Consider the following 18,006-nt stretch of genomic DNA (forward strand, 5'->3'; position numbering starts at 1 on the left):
GGCCCTGCTCATGCTCAGGTGCGGCGACTGCCAGCCCCAGCTCCCGGGTCGCCCGGTGAAGGCGAGGAAGAAGGGCGTGAAGGGAGCGAAGAGCGTTGCTGCCTAGGCTAGCCCCTTGTCACACAAACTACCGAAGCCTCAAATAAATCCATATGCCACAACTCGGATTCGCCGCTTCTCACTTTGTGTATGTGGAATCGTGCAAGTTATATCCGCTCGGTATCGGGCGAACAGTGAACCCACTTTGACGCTGTGCTCCGTCACCATAAACCCGTCACGGTCTATGGCTTGTGCAGGGCTTATTGACGTTGCCTGCTAAGGAACTTATGCTCACGAATCTTTGTTGCTATTCATTTTTCAAGGAACAGTGCCAACCTTTCGGTGGCTCAAGATGTTTCGTTTCCTCTTTCATCTTGTTGTCTTTATTATACGACGCATATTGTCATCTGTCAACAGAAACTTACACGTTTGGGCGTATTTCTTTGCCTGTGATAGTGGTGAATCAGACAGATATTGTCCTTCTGGACGTGATAGAGGGGCTTCGCGAGAAAATGAGTTAGAAAATTTTTTTTCGCAAAGCCCCTCGGTGGGTGTTAATCAATCATGCCAAAGTGTCTGAACGCATCCAGAATCGCCTCGCGCTTTTCAGGCGGGCACTTCGGTTGCTTCTTGTCGCCTGACCTGTCAGCCTGCGTTTCCAGTCCGCACTCGACCTTAATCTGCGCGACGTACAGGGAGCTGACCTTCATGCCGTGCGTTTTCTGGACGTAATCGCGGATGTTCGCGTACGTCGGCTGGTCCTTCTCCTTGGACAGCCCCATGTCCTTCGGACTGATGGAAACCGGTATGAAAGACTTCGATGCAGATTTCCGAGATAGAACAGCAACCGTCTCGACGTGATGCGTGTGCGGGAAGAGGTCCCACGCCTCGAAGGAGCGCACCTCGTAGCCGGCGTCCATCAGCTCGCGCAGGTCCCGGGCTCCGGCCGCGGGATCGCAGGACACGAGGACGATCCGCTCCGCACCGAGACGTGCGAGCGATGCGCAGACCTCGCGCCCGGCCCCGGACCTCGGCGGATCCAGGACCACGAGATCCGCCGACCCCTCCAGCTCACCGGACAGCTCAAAAACGCCGGAGGCGTCGACTTCGCCGACGTAGGCGTCGACCCAGCCGTAAGCCGCAAGATTCTCCCCGGCATCGGCCACTGCGCCCTCGTCGCCCTCGAGGGTCACCAGACGCCCCCGAGCGCCGATCGCCTCGGCGATGGGCACCGAGAACAGGCCCGCTCCCGCGTACAGCTCGATGACGCGCTCACCGTCGCAGGGCCGGGCCGCCCGCATGACCGCGTTCGCGAGCACCGATGCGCCGCGGACGTGCGTCTGCCAGAACCCGGTCGGGCGCACCCCGTAGACGTATTCGGAGCCCATCACATCGACCGTCCACTGCAGCCTCGCGATCTCGACCTCCTCGCCGAGGGCGTTGAACGAGGCGCGCGGCGTGACGACGAGCGGGGACTGGCCGCCGGGCGCGACCATGCGCACCCGATCACCCGGTCTGAGAAGGTCCGACCAGGAGGTCGCCTCCCCCCAGAAGCCGAGCTCCTCGATCGCCTCGGCCGCGAGCGGCATCGAGTCGAGCGGAACGATCTCATCGGCCCGGTAGCGGTGCATCCCAGGACGGCCCTGCCGATCGACGACCGCTTCGATCCGGGCGCGGCGATGAAGCAGGGATCCTTCCTCGTCCCCCGGCGCGGGCCGCACCCGCACGCCGCCGAGCGCCGCGATCGCATCGAAGAGCGCGGGACCGCCGACCCTGCGCAGCTGCCCTTCGATCACCGTCTGCTTCCACGCCCGTTGCGCCGCCGGGACGACGTGGGCGAGTTCGCCGCCGCCGACGCCCCCGGGACCCGCCTGCGGCCACACCGACTCCTGACGGTCGGCCGAGGCCTCGAGGACCTCGACGGCATCGGCCCACGCCAGGCGCGAACGCGCAGAAGTGACCCGCGCCCGGACCCTCTCGCCGGGAAGCGCATGACGGACGAAGACGACGCGGCCGTCGCCGTCGCGGGCGACGCAGGCCCCGCCGTGCGCGGGCTCCCCGACGACGAGTTCGAGGACCTCCTCGTCGATCGCGCTCATCCTCTTCGCGTACCGGGGCTTCTTCATCCTTCGTCCTTCTTGAAGTCGTGAGCGCCAACGCGATTATCCGTCCGCTTGAACGGATCGTTGATGAGCTGGCGGCCCTCCACCTCGGCGTCCTCGCCGAGCTTCCACGGCACCGTCGTGATGACGACGCCCGGCACATTCACGAGGGCGCGGCGCAGCCTGCCCGCCGTCTGATTGTGCATGATGTTCTCCCACCAGTGCCGCACGATGAACTGGGGCATGTAGATGATGAGCATCTCCCCCGGTGAACGCCTCCTCCGGCCGCGCACGTACTGGAGCACGACCTGGTTGAGATCGCGATAGGGGCTCGACAGGAGAGTGAGCGGAATCGGCAGCCCGGATTCCTCCCACTCCTTGCGGATCTTCGCCTCCTCCTGAGCGTCGGCCACCACGCTCACCAGTTCCAAGGCGGAGGGATGGGATGCGCGAGCCGCGGCGACGGCGCGCATGGACGGCTTCGACAGGCCCGAGACGAGAACGAGGGCGCGGACCCTGGTCGGCAGGGCGCGCTTCGCCGACCAGTCGTCGACGCGGAGCTGGGAGCGGATCGTCCGGTAGTGGTGGCTGATCCCCAACTGGATGAGGAAGACAACGCCGATCATGATGAGGGTGATCCAGGCCCCGTGGGCGAACTTCGTGATGAGGACGATGAGGAGGACCACCCCGGTCATCATGAATCCGATGATGTTCACGGCCCGCGAACGCAGGACCGCTCCCCTTTCAATCCCGGACTGACGGGAGCGCAGAGCGCGGTTCCAGTGCCTCACCATCCCCAATTGGGACAGTGTGAAGGAGACGAAGACGCCGACCACGTACAGCTGGATCAGCCTGGTCGTCTCCGCCCTGAAGGCGATGATGAGGATGATCGCCGCGAGGGAGAGGACGACGATCCCGTTGGAGTAGGCGAGACGGTCGCCGCGCTTGTACAGCTGGCGCGGCAGGAACGAATCCTTGGAGAGCACCGAGGCGAGGGTCGGGAAGCCGTTGAACGCGGTGTTCGCCGCGAGGACGAGGATGAGGCCCGTCACCGTCGTGACGAGGAGGAAGAGCGGCGAGCCGGAGCCGAAGACGGCCGAGGCGATCTGCCCGATCGCGGGCTGGACGGTCACGTCCTCGCCGACGGGCGCGCCGTCGAGCAGGAGCTGAGTCGCAGGGTCCTCCACGATCTTCACGCCGCTGGCCCGCGAAAGCAGGAGGATCGAGAGCATCATCGTCGCGGCGATTCCGCCGAGAAGGGCGAGGGTCGCCGCCGCGTTCTTCGACTTGGGGCGCCTGAACATGGGAACGCCGTTGGAAATGGCCTCCACCCCGGTCAGGGCCGCGCATCCGGAGGAGAAGGCGCGCATGAGGAGGAAGGCCCCTCCCAGCCCCACGAGACCGTCGGCGTAGCCGTGAGCCGGGAGCAACTCGTAGCGGGCGGTCGGGGCCGTGCCCAGGGTGCCGGTGAAGAACTCCACCGCGCCCACGACGATCATGAGCGCGATCGCGAACATGTAGACGTAGGTCGGCACGGCGAATGCGCCGCCCGCCTCCTTCGTCCCCCGGAGGTTCAGCATGGCGAGGATCACGACAAGCCCCACGGCGATGAGGACCTCATTGCCCGCGAGGAAGGGAACCGCAGTCGTGAGATAGGCCGCCCCCGAGGAGATCGAGACCGCGACCGTGAGGATGTAGTCGACGAGGAGCGCGGCGGCGACGACGAGCCCCCACGTGCGCCCGAGGTTCGTCGTGACGACCTCGTAATCGCCCCCGCCCGAGGGGTAGGCGTACACCGTCTGCCGGTAGGACAGGACGACGACCGCGAGGACGCAGGCGACCACCACTCCGACCCAGATCGACTGCAAGGCGGCCATGCCGCCAGCAAGCGCCAGGGTGAGGAGGATCTCGTCGGGGGCGTAGGCGACGGAGGAGAGCGCGTCCGAGGCGAAGATCGGCAGCGCGATCCGCTTGGGCAGCAGCTGATGCCCTGCGGCATCCGACCTCATGGGCCGACCGATGAGGATGCGCTTGCCTCGAGCCAGAACGTGTGAAAGCACGCAGCAAGACTAGCCCAGTCGCGGCCGGGTCCCGCATTCCCGGGGCGCGCCCGCCTCTGCGCGCCCCGGGCGTTGGAGTCCGTCGCGCTTGAGGGCTACCGTTAGCCTCGTGCATTTCGTCATCATGGGGTGCGGCCGAGTCGGCTCGCTCATCGCAACTCGGCTCGACGCCGACGGACATTCGGTCGCGGTCATCGACATGGACCCGAAGGCCTTCAATCGTCTTCCCGCGGATTTCTCCGGCAGGAGGGTCACCGGGGTCGGCATGGACCGCGGCGCCCTGCGCCAGGCCGGCATCAAGGACGCCTACGCCTTCGCAGCGGTTTCGAGCGGCGACAACTCGAACATCATCGCCGCGCGCATCGCCCAGGAGGTCTTCCAGATCGAGCACGTGGTGGCGAGGATCTACGACCCCTCCCGGGCCCACGTCTACGAGCGCCTCGGGATCCCCACGGTCGCCTCGGTCAAGCGCACCGTCGATTCGGTCATGCGACGCATGCTCCCACCCGACGCCGCGGTGACGTGGACCCATCCGACCGGCGAAGTGTCCCTGGTGACGGCCACGCCCGAAGTCTCCTGGTACGGGCTCCCCTTCCCCGTCGTGGAGGAGCTCACCGGCGAGCGCATCGCCTTCGTCTCACGGCTCGGCGTCGTCACGCCCGCGCGCTCCGACCTCGTCGTCCAAGAGCACGACCAGCTCTACTTCGCCATCGCCGGCAAGGAATCGACGAAGCTGAGGTCCCTGCTCACCTCCGACCCGAGAATCGAGGACTGACATGAAGATCGTCATCGCGGGCGCCGGCTCGGTCGGCCGCTCCGTCGCACTCGAACTCCTCGACCACGGCCACGAGTGCACGCTCATCGACAACCAGCCCGACAAGCTCAGGGTCGCGTCCGTCGCGGACGCCGACTGGGTGCTCGCCGACGCCTGCTCCCCCGACGCCCTCGCCGACGCCGGAGTCGCCGACGCCGATGTCATGGTCGCCGCGACCGGGGACGACAAGGCGAACCTGGTGATCTCGCTGCTCGCCAAGACGGAGTTCGCCGTTCCCAAAGTCGTCGCGCGCCTCAACAACCCGAAGAACGAGTGGCTCTTCGACGGCTCATGGGGCGTCGATGTCTCCGTATCCACGCCCAGGATCATGACGGCGCTGGTCGAAGAAGCCGTGTCGACGGGGATCCCCGTGCGGCTCTTCTCCTTCAATTCGGCCGACGTGTCGATGTACGCGATCGTCCTGCCGCAGGCCTCGCAGGTGCTGGGCAAGCGCATCGTCGAGGTCGACTTCCCGCCGAGGACCGTGCTCACCGCGATCCTCCGCGATGGCAGGCCGATCACCCCCTCCCCGGATGATCTCTTCGAAGCCGGGGACGAGCTGCTCCTCCTCGTCTCCGACACCGAGGGCTCCGCCCTCGCCGCCCTGACCGGCATCGTCGCCGCGCCCTCGCGGGCCGAGGAGGAAACCGGGCAAGCGCCTCAGGACTGAGAGCGCTCAGGCGCAGGGGCGGTCAGCTCCGAGCGGGCTCCCTCGGCTCATCGTCGTGGAAGGGGCGCAGGCCGATCCACGTCGCCCAGCACACGAGGGCGAACAGCGGAACGCCCAGGACGAGCTTGGCGACCCCCAGTTCTGCGACCGCGCCCATCGCCCACAGCGGCACCTGGACCGCCAGTCTCAGCGCGAACATGCCCGCCCACATCCAGGTGAGGCTCCGGCAGCGCCGTACGAGCGGACGCCGGGCCGGGTCCTCGCGCCAGTCGGACCCGTATCCGCGGAAGAGCCCGAGGACGACCGCCACGAGGGGCGCCCTCAGCGCGAGCGAAGCGAGGATGCCGAGGAGGAACAGAGCCGAAGTCAGCAGGCCCCAGGCGTAGAAGTTCTCGCCCCGTCCCGTGATGAGCGCCCACGCGACGCCGATCGCGACGCCGAGCAAGCCGGTCAGGGCCTGCTGGACACCGGTGCGCCCGATGAGCGCCGCGACGACGGCGATCAGGGCCGATCCCCCGGCGACCAGCGAGGACACGATCACGTTGCTCGTGATGACGTACAGGATGACGAAGATGAGGCCCGGGAGGATCGATTCGACGACGCCGCGGGGGCCGCCGACGGCGGAGCGGAAGGAGAAGTCGTCCTCGTCGAGGCTCCTGGCCCACATCGGCACCGCGGGCGCGGACCGGCGCTCCCCCCTCATGAGCCCTCCGTCGCGATGATCCGGTAGAGCGGATTGATGATCGTGAGGTGATCCCCCTGAATGCCGGCGGTGCCCTCGACCTCGATGTGCTCTCCCACGGAAAGCCCCGGGATCGAGCGACGGCCCGGCCACCGGAGCTCGATCGAGCCCGTGCCGTCGTAGAGGGTGGCGATGAGGACCTGTTCGGCCCCCGCCGGAGGGAAGGTCATCGACAGGAGGGAGCCGTAGAGCGTCACCTTCTGACGATTGCACACCTCGCAGATCGGCGTCGTTCCCCGGCGCGAGCGCGAACGCACCTCATCGGCGGCTTCATCGGCCTGCCGGCTGTCCTCCTCGAGGTGCTCGACGATGCGGTTCCTCAGCGCGCCGAGACGACCGTCGGGGCGCTCAGACATGAGGGGCCTCCACCGCCGCGTCGGGCACATGGATGGGGAGCAGATCGAGCCGGGCCCTGGGCTGATCGTCGCGCACGATGACGATCCGGTCGATGATCCTCTCGATCTCGCGTCCGGCCTCGTCATTGAGCGCGGCCGGCCCCAGGATGTCGATCCTCGAGAACCAGCGCGGGCCCTCCCGGCCGATGATCCGCATGCGCGAGGAGGCCGCGCGGCCGTCCGGCATCGTCACCGGGATGTCCGCGCGCAACTCGACGCCGTAGCGCCCCTCGACCGCCTCGACCGCCCCTCCGTCGGCGCCGATGCCCTCGGCGATCTTGGCGCGCACCTCGTCCCAGACCCCGCCCGATCGGGGCGCCGCGGCCGCGGAGATCTGAAGCCCCGAATCGCCGAGGACGATGAGGACGCGCAGGACCGAGGCGCCGTCATCGGCGACCTGAGTCCTCAACTGCATCCCCTTGACGGCGGGAATGCGGATCGAGCCCATATCGACGTAGCCGACCGAGGTGTCGACCTCCTCGGCGCTCCGCGGGCCCGGTTCGTTCCAGATCTCGGCGTCCTCATCCAGGCGCGCCGGAGCGAGGGGGGCGACGGCCTCTACCGCTTCAGCGCGCGCACGGTCGCGCGATTTGCGTCCGAACATCGAAGCGGCCTCAGCCCGCGCACTCGGTGCAGACGGGCAGGCCGGCGTCGTCGGTGAAGGCGAGCTGGGACGCGTGATGCACGAGGAAGCAGAGCGAGCAGGTGAATTCATCATCCTGCTTCGGGACGACGTGGACACTCAGCTCCTCCTTGGACAGGTCCGCACCGGGCAGCTCGAAATTCTCGGCGGCTTCGGTCTCGTCCTCTTCGATCTCGGGCGAACCCGCGTCGTTGCGACGCGACTTCAGCTCCTCAATCGAGTCCTCGGCGATGTCGTCATCGTTCTTGCGAGGCGCATCGTAATCGGTCGCCATGGTCGTCCCCTTCCGGCGTTCGCGGGCACCGGGGCGATGGCCCAGTCACCCTCCTTCGGCGCAGGGAGGATACCATTCCACGAGGTCGCATGTCAGACTTTCACCCCCTCGGCGCGTCCGATTATCGGACACGCCCCACGACGTGCCCCGCGCACAGGGGCGGGGCTGAGACGATTCGCTCGGAGTACTGCGAGGAGGTCTTCATGATCGAGTTGGAGCTGCTCGGGATCGGCGCCGACGGGGAGTCCCTCGTCTTCTTCGATTCCGAGGGCGAGCGATACGTCGCGCCCATCACCGATGAGCTGCGCGCCGCCGCCCGTCGCGACCGCCCGAGGATCGAGGCCGCGCACGATCCGGCTCGCCAGGCCCTGCGTCCCCGCGACATCCAGGCCCTTCTCCGCGCGGGCGCCACCCCCGAGGACATCGCCGTCCGGCACGGCATGGAGGTCGCCGCGATCGCGCGCTACGAGGCGCCCGTCGCCGCCGAGAAGAATTACGCGCTCCAGCGCGCCCTGTCCACGACGATCGGCTCAGTCACCGATGGGCCCGCGATGGGCGACCTCGTGGTGGATCGTCTGGCGGCCCGCGGAGTCGATCCCTCCACGCTCGTCTGGTCCGCCCAGCGCGAGGCCAACGGCCCGTGGCAGATCTGCCTCACCTTCATCCAGGGGGCCGCCGAGCACGGGGCCCACTGGCTCCTCCCCTCCTCCGGTGTTCTGGAGGCCGTCGATCAAGAGGCCCAGTGGTTGACCGAAACGGTCTCGGTCACCCCCGCGGCCTCGATCTTCACGCCTCTGCCCGTCCCGGGCAAGGCCGAGGCGGACGTGGCCGACCTCGAGGAGGTCAGGGTGCGCGAGGCGATCATCGACCAGCTCAACGCCGCGCGGGGCAAGCGGCAGGACATCGAGTACGAACTCGACGAGGACGAGCTCGCCGAGATGGAAGGCGCCGGTCCCTCGGCCCCCGAAGGCGCGGCCTCGGCGGACCCGGGCGCCGCGGGCTCGATCTCGGCCCGCATCTACTCCCTGGCGCAGGCCCGCACGAAGGACGAGGGCGAAGACCGCCGGGAAGCCCCCTCGACTTCGCCCACGGGCATCCCCAAGGCGAGCGCCGGCCCCCGTCCCGCATCATCCGCCAAGCGCCCCTCGGCCCCGGTCGATGCCCAAGAGGACGCGGCGCTCGACGAGGACGTCTCCCTTCCGGGCCTGGAGGACCTCGGCCAGGCGCCGGCGGAGCCGAAGAAGGCGAAGTCCCGGCGGCGCTCGGTGCCGAGCTGGGACGAGATCGTCTTCGGCGCCAAACCCCAGTAGGGCTCCCCGGCGGCCTCGGCTCGGACCGCAGGCTTCGCCTCAGAGCGCGGGCCTCAGCTCAGCCGGATGACGGGGATCCTCATCTCCTCCGGGGTGAGCGAGCCGTGTACCCCCGGCATGGAGATCATCGCGGAGGGCTGCACCCGCGAGTCGACGACGCCCTCGCGTCCGGCCATGAACACGAACGCATCACCGATCTCATCGAGACCGGGCCCTTCGCCGAGGAGGTCGCCGGCCTCATCGGGTGCCAGCACCCAGGCGTCGTCCCCCAGGACGTCCCGCCACCGTTCGCGCACCGCCTCCGCACGCCCGGGCCTCGCGTGGACGTGCAGCGCACGAGTCTCCCCCGCGAGGAGGACGACGTCCTCGGCGAGCGCGCTCTCGCGCGCGAGGTCGCGCAATCGCGAAGAGCGCACATCGACCATTCCGTGATCCGCCGTCATGACGGTGCGCACGCCGGAGGGCAGGCGCATGAGGAGCCGCCCGAGGCCCTCATCGAAATGCTCGAGCGCCGCGGTCCAGGCATCGGAGGCCACGCCGCGGCCGTGCCCCGCATGGTCGATCTCCGACCAGTAGAGGTAGACGACGGGGGTGCCCGAGCGCAGTTCGCGGATCGCCGCCTCGCAGCGGTCGTCCCAGGAGAAGGCGCCCCTGTGCCGCGCACCGCGCAGCGCCGCTCGGGTGAGTCCCGACCCCGCGAAGGACGCGGGTGAGATGACGACCGAATCGACTCCCCGGGCCGCCAGGAGCTCGAAGCGCGTCGGCACCTCCTGCCACTGCTCCGGCCGCGGCCCGCCCTCGAAGGCGAGGAGGTTCATGGCGCGGCCCTCATGCGCCACCGAGTAGCCGACCATGCGCGTCGCCGCAGGAAGCGCCCCGGTTCCGAAAGACGTGATCGCCGCCGCTGTCGTCGAGGGCGCGACGGTGTGGATCGCGCGGATGTCCTCACGGAAGGAGCGCAGCGTCGGAGCGTAGGCGAGGGAGTCGACGAGCGGGTGGTAGCCCAGGCCGTCGACGAGGATGAGGAGCACCTGCTCGGCCCCGGCCTCGATCCCCAATCCGATCCGCGCCCGCTCATCCCCGAGGGGCATCCCCTCGACTGCGGCGAGGGCTGCGGAGAAGACGTCCGTGAGGACCAGATCCTGGGCGCCCGGCAGGTCCGCCCACCCGGGAGCCTCAATCATGCGCGTTCCCCAGGCGCTGCGAGAGGGCCTCGGCGAAGGCGTAGGCGGCCTCGAGCTCCGCTTCGCCGTCGGCGGCCCTCGAGACCCGGATCGTGAGGTCATCGGGGAACGAGGTCGCCGAATAGCCGTGATCGGCCATGCAGTCGGGGTCCTCGCAGCGGGCGGGCTCGATCTCCGAGCGGCGCATGGCGCCCAGATCGAGGGTGAGGGTCAGCTCGGCGAGCTGGGCGCGCTCGGCGGGATCCGACCAGACCTCCATCACGGCGAGCGAGCCGAGCTGAGCCAGGGGGTGGGTGGTCGTCGAGACGGCCGCCGACCCGTCCTCGAGCTCGTCCACGTGGATGAAGACGAGGACGGACTCGCCGAGCGCCGCGAGCGTGAGGTGGCGGAACATCGACCCGCGATCGAAGGCCGCATCCGCCTGGCAGATCGAGGCGACCGGCTCAGCCGCCCCCAGGGCGCGTCGCAACGCTGCTGACACAAGACCCGGGTAGAAGCCCGTCCGGTCGATTCTCTCCCACGTGTTCACCCCCTCATTGTGCCCACCGGCGGCGTGGGAGTCGAAACGGCGCGTGGAGGACGGGGGATAATGCCACCCATGTCGAAGAAGGACGATTCCGCACTTCTGCCCGCACAGGACGAGCGCATTTCGGAGATCGACGTCTCCGAGGAGATGCGCGGCTCCTTCCTCGAATACGCGGTTTCCGTGATCTACGCCCGCGCCCTCCCGGACGCCCGGGACGGCCTCAAGCCCGTCCAGCGGCGCATCCTCTACCAGATGGATCAGATGGGCCTGCGGCCCGACAAGGGGCATGTGAAGTCCCAGCGCGTCGTCGGCGAGGTCATGGGCAAACTCCACCCGCACGGCGACTCGGCGATTTACGAGGCCCTCGTCCGCCTCGCCCAGCCCTTCAACCTCCGCCTGCCCCTGGTCGACGGGCACGGCAACTTCGGCTCCCTGGACGACGGGCCCGCCGCCGCGCGCTACACGGAGGCCCGGATGGCGCCCTCGGCCCTCGACCTCGTGACGGATCTCGATGAGGACACGGTCGACTTCGTCCCGAACTACGACAACCAGTTCATGCAGCCGGAAGTCCTTCCCGCGGCCTTCCCCCAGCTCCTCGTCAACGGGGCCTCGGGCATCGCCGTGGGCATGGCGACGAACATCGCCCCCCACAACCTGTCCGAGACGATCGCCGCGGCCATTCACCTCATCGAGCATCCGGAAGCCGACACCGCTCAGCTCATGCGCTTCGTTCCCGGCCCGGATCTTCCCGAGGGCGGCGTGATCGTCGGCCTCGAGGGCATCAAGGAGGCCTACGAAACCGGTCGGGGCGCCTTCAAGACCCGGGCGAAGGTGTCGATCGAACGCGTGACGGCCAGGAAGATGGGCCTGGTCGTCACCGAACTGCCCTACATGGTCGGGCCCGAGAAGGTCATCGAGAAGATCAAGGAGAACGTCAACTCGGGCCGGCTCAAGGGCATCTCCTCGGTTCAGAACCTCACGGACCGGATCCACGGCCTGCGCCTGGTCATCGAGGTGAAGAACGGTTTCAACCCCGAGGCCGTGCTCCAGCAGCTCTACGCGCGCACTCCTCTGGAGGATTCCTTCTCGATCAACGCCGTCGCCCTCGTCGACGGCCAGCCGCGCACGCTCGGCCTCAAGGAGATGCTGCAGGTCTTCGTCGATCATCGGCTCGGGGTGACGCGCAGGCGCACCGCGTTCCGCCTGGGCAAGGCGAAGGACCGCCTCCACCTCGTCGAGGGGCTCCTCATCGCCGTCCTCGACATCGACGACGTCATCGCGATCATCCGCTCCTCCGACGATGCCGAGACGGCCCGCGAACGCCTCATGACGGCCTTCGACCTCTCGGAGATCCAGGCGAACCACATCCTCGAGCTGAGGCTGCGCCGCCTCACGAAGTTCTCCCGCATCGAGCTGGAGACCGAGCGCGACCAGTTGAGCGCCACGATCGGCGAGCTCGAGGCGATCCTGGCCGATCCGGAGCTGCTCAGGGGGCTGGTGATCTCGGAGCTGCGCGAGGTCTCGAAGCGCCTGGGCACGCCGCGCCGCACGCTCCTCTTGTCCTCGACCGGGATCGAGGCGGGCGCCGAGGCCGATCCCGCCGCGCTCGCGGCGGCGCTGCCCTCGGTGTCGCGATCGGGCCGCGGCATGGATCTGCAGATCCCCGACGATCCCTGCGTCGTCGTCCTCACCGCTCAGGGTGCACTGGCCCGCGTCGAGGGCGGGGACCCCCTCGAGCCCGGCCCGAGGGCCTTCGCCGACGCGTGGATCGCCCAATTGGCGACGACGGCGCGCTCCCAGATCGCGATCGTCACCGAGGACGGCGTCGCCCACAGGCTCGAGGTGGTCGATCTGCCCGCCCTGCCGCGCTTCGATACGGGCCTCTCCTTCGCGGCGGCCGCCCCCGCCGCCCCCCTCCTGCGCACCGACTCCCGGCCGGTCGGGCTCCTCGACCCGAATTCGGAGGCAGTCTACGCGATGGGCACCGCCCGCGGAGTCGTCAAGCGCCTGAAGCCCGATCACCTTTCCCGGGACGAATGGGAGGTCATCGCATTGGAGGCCGGCGACCGTCTCGTGGGCTTCGCGCCGTCGCGCGATGAGTCCCAGCTCGTCTTCGTTTCATCGGATGCCCAGCTCCTGCGCACGGGCGCCGACAAGGTCAGGCCCCAGGGCCGCACCGCCTCGGGCATGGCGGGGATGAAGCTCTCGGGGGAGGCCGAGGCGATCGGCTTCTGGGTGGTCGACGCTCCGGCGGAGGCCGTCGTCGTCACAGTCGCCGCCGCTCAGGGGGCCCTGCCGGGAACGGGCCAGACGACCGCGAAAGTCACCCCCTTCGAGCTGTACCCGATCAAGGGGCGCGGCGGGCAGGGGGTCCGCGCGCAGCGCTTCCTCAAGGGCGAGGACCGCCTGGATCTCGCCTGGGTCGGAGCGCGCCCGGCCCGCGCTGCCGCAGCCGATGGGCATCCCGTCGATCTGCCGGCGGAGGATGAGCGCAGGGACGGATCCGGTTCGCCCGTCATGGTGCCGATCGGAATGATCGGCTGAGCCGCGCGGCGCCCGGCTCAGACCTCCATCGCGTACAGGCGCGTCTGCCCGACGGTCGCGAAGCCCAGGTTGTCGTAGACGGCGAGGGCTCCGGAGTGGTTGGCGGATCCCAATCCCGCTCCGATCCGCTCCATCCCGTCCTCGGCCATCGCGCCCATCGAGGCGATGATGAGCGCGTCCACGCCCCGGGTCGAACGCGCGGATTCGAGGACGCCCATCTGATCGATGTAGCCCTCCTTCCAGCCGAGCGCAGCCCAATCCTGCACGTACTTGGAAGCGATGAGGAAGCCGAGGACGCGGGGCCGGTCGCCCCTCCGATCCACGAGGACGAAGGACCAGTCGGGTTCGAAGGCCGAGCGCCCCATGAGCCACTGCTCCTCGGTGAGCGGCGGGCGCCCCCACTCGATCTCCGAGAGCAGGTTCGAGGCGCGCCTGGCGGGCTCCTCCCACTCCTGCCCCCAGGGTTCGATCGTCAGGTAGCGGCCGAGGTCGGGGGCCGGCGGGATCTTCGCGAGGTCCGCGCGGAGCTCGTAGTAGGTCCTCGCCCAGTGGAAACCACGGAGCCGCAGCTGCTCCTCGAGATCGGACTGGCCGGGCTCGACCTGCATGGCGATCTGCGCGGGGCCCTCGTAGTCGAGTTCGGAGAGCATCGCCCTCGACATCGCCTCCTGCCATTCGACGACCGCCCCGCCCAGACCGATCCGACGGAACGCGGGATCGACGCCGCCCTGGCACATGCACTCGACGCCGCCGGGGTTGCGCAGGACGACCTGCGCCCAGGCGACCATGCGCCCTGCGGCGATGCCCCGCGTCGCGTACCCCGCCAGTCCCCTCCAGGAGCGGTTCTCCTCGAGCATCTCGACGACTTCGGCGTGGCTCGTCCTATAGGGGGGGTTGTCCTGGGCCTCGATCCGCGCGATCAGGGCGGAGAGCCGGTGGAGTCCGGTCGAATCGAGCTCGGTCCACACGATGCCGTGATGCGCGACGGGCAAGGGGACCTGTGCGCGGAGGGGCGAGTGACCCGTGGATCGCGGATCGTTCGCGGCGGATCCGATTCCGGTCATTCGCTCCCCCTTCCTCGTCACTGATCGATCGTGTAGAAGACCTCGGCGGGACCGTCGACGAAGCCGAGATGCTCGTAAATCGAGTGGGCGTTCGAGGGCGAGGCCGTATCGACGTCGAGGCCCATCCTCGAGATCCCGCTCGCGGAGGCCGCGGCGACCGAAGCGCCGAGCAGGGCCGTCGAAAGGCCGTGCCCGCGGTGCTCGGCTGCGACGCCGAGGAGTTCGACGTAAGCCTCGGTGCGCCCGGTGGACACCCACCGCTCGACGGGGCGACCGGTCATGCAGTACCCGACGGGCTCGCCCTCGGGCGAGAGCGCGACGAAGGACCAGCGCGGGTCGAGATTGCCGATGGCCTCCTCCCACCACATTCCGCGCAGGGAGGATCGGTAGTGGTCGAGGAAGGCGTCCATGTGGACCTCGCGGACCGCCTCGAGCGGCACCTGCGCCCAGGGGATCACCGTATATCCGCCCCTCGGCGAGGGGGCCTTCTCCGAGCCTTCGAGCTCGCGGTACATGATCTGGAAGGTGCGCTTCGCATAGAAGCCCGCCGCGATGTAGAGGCGGCGCCTGTCGGTCATGTGCGCGTCGACGAAGTTGTGGATCGACACCGGGATCTCGGAATCCGCGCCGAAGGTCTCGACGAGCATCTGGCGCGCACGGCCGTCCTGCCAGTAGAGCAGGGCACGACCGAGCCCCCTCCCCCGCCAGTGCGGGTGGATGTAGGCGTTGACGACGGCGTTCGCCTGCTCGGTGAGGGACCGGAGGACCTTGACAGTGGCGACCGCGCAGATCCGGTGCTCGGAATCGATGCCGACGAGGGCGTCGACCCATTCGATTCCCCGCTTGCCCTCGACCATGTTCGCGACTTCATCAGCCGAAGTGCGGTGGTGGGAGTCATCGGCGGCTTCGACGGTCCGGATGAGCTCGTAGACCCGCGGCGCGTCCGAGGCGATGATGGAACGCCACCTCAGTCCGAGGTGGACGCCCGGGTACGGAACTGAGGCCGGCGGGGCGAGTCGCTCAGCAAGTCCAGTCATGGGAGCCATTGTAATGACCGATCGGGCCTAAAGTCGCATGCGCGTGTTCAGGCATCGATCCGCATGCGGTCGAGCCCCTGCGATCCCTCGACGATGAAGTCCTTCCTCGGTCCGACCGTGGAACCCATGAGGAGCTCGAAGGTCTCCTCGGCGTGCCGCAGGGATTCCTCATCGGCGAGGGTGATCCGCCTCAGAGAGCGGTGCGCCCGATCCATCGTGGTCTCCGCGAGCTGGTCGGCGTCCATCTCGCCCAGACCCTTGTAGCGCTGAATCGGCTCCTTCCAGCTCCTCCCCTGCTTCCTGAGGGCCGCGAGCGTGCGATGGAGCTCCTCCTCGGAGTAGGTGTAGACGAGCTCGCGCCCCTTCCTCCCGCGCGCATTGACGTCGATCCTGTGCAGGGGCGGCACCGCCGCGTAGACCCTGCCGGCTGCGACCATCGGGCGCATGTAGCGGAAGAACAGGGTGAGCAGCAGGGTCCGGATGTGCGCGCCGTCGACATCGGCATCCGTCATGAGGATGACTTTGCCGTAGCGCGCCTGTTCGAGGTCGAAGGTGCGCCCCGAACCCGCGCCGATCACCTGGATGATGTTCGCGCATTCGGCATTGGCGAGCATGTCGGCCGTCGAGGCCTTCTGGACGTTGAGGATCTTGCCCCGGATCGGGAAGAGCGCCTGGTACTGGCTGTTGCGCGCCGCCTTGGCCGTGCCGAGGGCCGAATCGCCCTCGACGATGAACAGCTCGGTCTGCTCGACTTCGTCGAGGCGGCAGTCGGCGAGCTTGGCCGGGAGGGAGGAGGTCTCGAGCGCGTTCTTCTTGCGCGAGATCTCCTTGTGGATGCGCGCCGAGACGCGCGCCTTCATCTCGCCGACGACCTTCTCCAGGAGCAGGGAGGTCTGCTGCTTGTCATCGCGCTTCGAGGAGGCGAACTTCGCGTCGAGCCATTCGGAGACGATCTTGAGGACCACGGCCCGCACCTGCGGAGTGCCGAGGACCTCCTTCGTCTGGCCCTCGAACTGGGGTTCGGGGAAGCGCACCGTGACGACCGCGGTCAGTCCGGCCTGAACGTCGTCCTTCTCAGGACGGCCGTCCTTCTGACCGACTTTGAGCTTGCGGGAGTTCTTGTCCACCTGTGCGCGCAGGACCTTGAGGACCGCCTGTTCGAATCCGGAGACGTGGGTACCGCCCTTGGGGGTGGCGATGATGTTGACGAAGGACTTGACCGCGGTCTCGTATCCGATGCCCCAGCGCAGGGCGCAGTCGACCTCGCAGGTGCGTTCGATCTCCGTGGCGGCGAGGTGACCGGTTTCGGGATCGAGGGCCTGGACGGTCTCGGTGAAGGCGCCCGAACCCGTGATGTGCCAGGTGTCGGTGACGGGCCCGTCCCCTGCGAGCCAGTTGACGAAGTCGACGACGCCCCCGTCGAAGCGGAAGGACTCGTGGAGCGGGTCTTCTCCGCGTTCGTCCCAGCAGTTGATCGTCAGCCCCGGGACGAGGAAGGCGGTTTGCCGGGCCCGCGCGAGCAGGTCCTCCCAGGAGAAGCCCTCCGTCGCCGGGAAGATCTGGAAGTCCGCCCAGAATCGCACGCGAGTCCCCGTGACTCCCTTCTTCACCTTGCCGACCGTCTTCAGGGCGGAGGAATCGGTGAAGGCCGTGAAGGGCGAGTTCGGCGTCCGCTGCTTGGAGTCGTCGAATTCCCCGGGCTCGCCGCGCCTGAAGCACATCTCCCAGGTTTTCGACCCCCGGTCGACTTGAACGTCGAGGCGGGCCGAGAGGGCGTTGACGACGGAGGCGCCGACGCCGTGCAGGCCGCCGGAGGAGGCGTAGGAGCCGCCTCCGAACTTGCCGCCCGCGTGGAGCTTCGTGTAGACGACCTCGACGCCCGAGAGCCCGACGCCAGGGACTTCGTCGACGGGGATGCCGCGGCCGTTGTCGGCGACGGAGGCCGAGTGGTCGGGGTGGAGGCGCACGTCGATCGTGTCGCAATGGCCTTCGAGGGCCTCGTCGACCGCGTTGTCGATGATCTCCCAGAGGCAGTGCATGAGGCCGCGCCGGTCGGTCGAGCCGATGTACATTCCGGGGCGTTTGCGCACGGCTTCAAGGCCTTCGAGGACCGAGAGGTGCCTGGCTGAGTAGTCCGAGGATGCGGGAGTCACCCGTACATCGTAGTTGCGCACGGCGCCCGCGCCCGTCGTGGCCCGCCGTCGGGCCCGGATTGCGCGATCGGATCGTGGACACCGCCCGGGCGCCCCGTCCGGGGCCTTCGGCCCGATTGCGGGGGATCGGGCGCCCGGAATTGCGCCAGGGGTGAAATCCGGCCCCTCGATCAGGTGCTCCGCCCGCTCGTGGTGTCCAATGGAGTCATGACAGCAACGACTCTTGAACGCACCGCCTCGGCCGAACCGGTACTGACGGCGGCGGATCGCTGCGACCAGTGCGGTGCGCGCGCCCGCGTGCGCGTCACCTTGAAATCGGGCGGGCGCCTCTTCTTCTGCGCCCACCACGCGGCCAAGCACCTGACTGCGATTCATTCGAAAGCCGCCGAGATCCTCGACGAGCGTCACTTCCTCCTGGAGGACTGACCCGCTTCACGCCTGAAGAGTGA

Annotated in this window: 15 protein-coding genes and 1 pseudogene; 5 read left to right on the forward strand and 11 right to left on the reverse strand. The window is 68.3% G+C overall.

Features of this window, described 5'->3' with window-relative positions; genetic code table 11:
• Window positions 1-869: 869 nt before the first annotated feature.
• Window positions 870-2,165 (reverse strand): annotated as a pseudogene (locus ACQY7V_RS00610) (class I SAM-dependent RNA methyltransferase); the annotation flags it as partial.
• Window positions 2,162-4,150: an APC family permease gene (locus ACQY7V_RS00615; protein WP_428638445.1), complete on the reverse strand. Its 1,989-nt coding sequence runs from the start codon at window positions 4,148-4,150 to the stop codon at window positions 2,162-2,164. The pseudogene ACQY7V_RS00610 and the gene ACQY7V_RS00615, both read right to left, overlap by 4 nt.
• Before the next feature lie 175 nt (window positions 4,151-4,325).
• Here ACQY7V_RS00615 and ACQY7V_RS00620 point away from each other — a divergent pair, with 175 nt between their 5' ends.
• Window positions 4,326-4,976 carry a potassium channel family protein gene (locus tag ACQY7V_RS00620; RefSeq protein WP_277298349.1) on the forward strand — a complete coding sequence of 217 codons (651 nt, stop codon included), beginning with the start codon at window positions 4,326-4,328 and terminating at the stop codon, window positions 4,974-4,976.
• A 1-nt stretch (window position 4,977) separates the two neighbouring features.
• A complete protein-coding gene (locus tag ACQY7V_RS00625) occupies window positions 4,978-5,685 on the forward strand; it encodes a potassium channel family protein (protein ID WP_184452445.1) in 708 nt (235 codons plus the stop codon).
• Window positions 5,686-5,707: 22 nt separating this feature from the next.
• Here the strand turns inward: ACQY7V_RS00625 and ACQY7V_RS00630 are convergent, their stop codons facing one another.
• Genes ACQY7V_RS00630 through ACQY7V_RS00645 form a run of 4 tightly spaced genes read right to left on the reverse strand, consistent with a single transcriptional unit; the run spans window position 5,708 to window position 7,739 of the window.
• On the reverse strand, window positions 5,708-6,388 hold the full coding sequence (locus ACQY7V_RS00630) for a DUF3159 domain-containing protein (protein WP_277298338.1): 681 nt from the start codon (window positions 6,386-6,388) through the stop codon (window positions 5,708-5,710).
• A complete protein-coding gene (locus ACQY7V_RS00635) occupies window positions 6,385-6,783 on the reverse strand; it encodes an OB-fold nucleic acid binding domain-containing protein (protein WP_428638440.1) in 399 nt (132 codons plus the stop codon). The genes ACQY7V_RS00630 and ACQY7V_RS00635 overlap by 4 nt, the downstream gene beginning before the upstream one ends.
• Window positions 6,776-7,426 (reverse strand): DUF3710 domain-containing protein, encoded by a 651-nt coding sequence (locus ACQY7V_RS00640; RefSeq protein WP_277298340.1) that lies wholly within the window; start codon window positions 7,424-7,426, stop codon window positions 6,776-6,778. The genes ACQY7V_RS00635 and ACQY7V_RS00640 overlap by 8 nt, the downstream gene beginning before the upstream one ends.
• A gap of 10 nt (window positions 7,427-7,436) precedes the next feature.
• Window positions 7,437-7,739, reverse strand: coding sequence for a DUF4193 domain-containing protein (locus ACQY7V_RS00645; RefSeq protein ID WP_154478503.1), 303 nt, complete (start codon window positions 7,737-7,739; stop codon window positions 7,437-7,439).
• Between the two features lie 203 nt (window positions 7,740-7,942).
• On the opposite strand from ACQY7V_RS00645, the gene sepH reads away from it, so the two are divergent.
• Entirely contained in the window at window positions 7,943-9,049 is a 1,107-nt protein-coding gene (gene sepH / locus ACQY7V_RS00650; protein WP_428638442.1) for a septation protein SepH, read from the forward strand.
• A gap of 53 nt (window positions 9,050-9,102) precedes the next feature.
• Here the strand turns inward: sepH and ACQY7V_RS00655 are convergent, their stop codons facing one another.
• Together ACQY7V_RS00655 and ACQY7V_RS00660 are read right to left on the reverse strand one after the other, a co-directional pair.
• The gene (locus ACQY7V_RS00655; protein ID WP_428638444.1) at window positions 9,103-10,233 is read right to left on the reverse strand and encodes an alkaline phosphatase family protein; all 1,131 of its coding nucleotides are present in this window, start codon (window positions 10,231-10,233) and stop codon (window positions 9,103-9,105) included.
• A complete protein-coding gene (locus ACQY7V_RS00660) occupies window positions 10,226-10,762 on the reverse strand; it encodes a DUF5998 family protein (RefSeq protein ID WP_184452439.1) in 537 nt (178 codons plus the stop codon). The genes ACQY7V_RS00655 and ACQY7V_RS00660 overlap by 8 nt, the downstream gene beginning before the upstream one ends.
• A gap of 69 nt (window positions 10,763-10,831) precedes the next feature.
• Between ACQY7V_RS00660 and ACQY7V_RS00665 the strand changes: the two genes are divergently transcribed.
• A complete protein-coding gene (locus ACQY7V_RS00665; RefSeq protein ID WP_184452438.1) occupies window positions 10,832-13,303 on the forward strand; it encodes a DNA gyrase/topoisomerase IV subunit A in 2,472 nt (823 codons plus the stop codon).
• Window positions 13,304-13,320: 17 nt separating this feature from the next.
• On the opposite strand, the gene ACQY7V_RS00670 is transcribed toward ACQY7V_RS00665, so the two are convergent.
• From ACQY7V_RS00670 to ACQY7V_RS00680, 3 genes are all read right to left on the reverse strand, one after another.
• A complete protein-coding gene (locus ACQY7V_RS00670) occupies window positions 13,321-14,367 on the reverse strand; it encodes a GNAT family N-acetyltransferase (protein WP_277298344.1) in 1,047 nt (348 codons plus the stop codon).
• A 17-nt stretch (window positions 14,368-14,384) separates the two neighbouring features.
• On the reverse strand, window positions 14,385-15,323 hold the full coding sequence (locus ACQY7V_RS00675) for a GNAT family N-acetyltransferase (protein WP_428638446.1): 939 nt from the start codon (window positions 15,321-15,323) through the stop codon (window positions 14,385-14,387).
• Between the two features lie 128 nt (window positions 15,324-15,451).
• Entirely contained in the window at window positions 15,452-17,476 is a 2,025-nt protein-coding gene (locus ACQY7V_RS00680) for a DNA gyrase/topoisomerase IV subunit B (protein ID WP_303773194.1), read from the reverse strand.
• 288 nt (window positions 17,477-17,764) lie between these two features.
• On the opposite strand from ACQY7V_RS00680, the gene ACQY7V_RS00685 reads away from it, so the two are divergent.
• A complete protein-coding gene (locus ACQY7V_RS00685; protein ID WP_154478513.1) occupies window positions 17,765-17,983 on the forward strand; it encodes a DUF7455 domain-containing protein in 219 nt (72 codons plus the stop codon).
• Window positions 17,984-18,006: the final 23 nt, after the last annotated feature.

The organism is Schaalia sp. (assembly GCF_050312375.1).
In the GTDB taxonomy this organism is placed as follows: Bacteria; Actinomycetota; Actinomycetes; order Actinomycetales; family Actinomycetaceae; genus Pauljensenia; species Pauljensenia hyovaginalis.

Coding starts and splice junctions, on each gene's coding strand:
- ACQY7V_RS00615 (WP_428638445.1), bottom strand. CDS start 4,150: ATGAGGTCGGATGCCGCAGGGCATCAGCTGCTGCCCAAGCGGATCGCG.
- ACQY7V_RS00685 (WP_154478513.1), top strand. CDS start 17,765: ATGACAGCAACGACTCTTGAACGCACCGCCTCGGCCGAACCGGTACTG.
- sepH (WP_428638442.1), top strand. CDS start 7,943: ATGATCGAGTTGGAGCTGCTCGGGATCGGCGCCGACGGGGAGTCCCTC.
- ACQY7V_RS00655 (WP_428638444.1), bottom strand. CDS start 10,233: ATGATTGAGGCTCCCGGGTGGGCGGACCTGCCGGGCGCCCAGGATCTG.
- ACQY7V_RS00645 (WP_154478503.1), bottom strand. CDS start 7,739: ATGGCGACCGATTACGATGCGCCTCGCAAGAACGATGACGACATCGCC.
- ACQY7V_RS00635 (WP_428638440.1), bottom strand. CDS start 6,783: ATGTCTGAGCGCCCCGACGGTCGTCTCGGCGCGCTGAGGAACCGCATC.
- ACQY7V_RS00670 (WP_277298344.1), bottom strand. CDS start 14,367: ATGACCGGAATCGGATCCGCCGCGAACGATCCGCGATCCACGGGTCAC.
- ACQY7V_RS00630 (WP_277298338.1), bottom strand. CDS start 6,388: ATGAGGGGGGAGCGCCGGTCCGCGCCCGCGGTGCCGATGTGGGCCAGG.
- ACQY7V_RS00620 (WP_277298349.1), top strand. CDS start 4,326: ATGGGGTGCGGCCGAGTCGGCTCGCTCATCGCAACTCGGCTCGACGCC.
- ACQY7V_RS00665 (WP_184452438.1), top strand. CDS start 10,832: ATGTCGAAGAAGGACGATTCCGCACTTCTGCCCGCACAGGACGAGCGC.
- ACQY7V_RS00625 (WP_184452445.1), top strand. CDS start 4,978: ATGAAGATCGTCATCGCGGGCGCCGGCTCGGTCGGCCGCTCCGTCGCA.
- ACQY7V_RS00680 (WP_303773194.1), bottom strand. CDS start 17,476: ATGTACATCGGCTCGACCGACCGGCGCGGCCTCATGCACTGCCTCTGG.
- ACQY7V_RS00640 (WP_277298340.1), bottom strand. CDS start 7,426: ATGTTCGGACGCAAATCGCGCGACCGTGCGCGCGCTGAAGCGGTAGAG.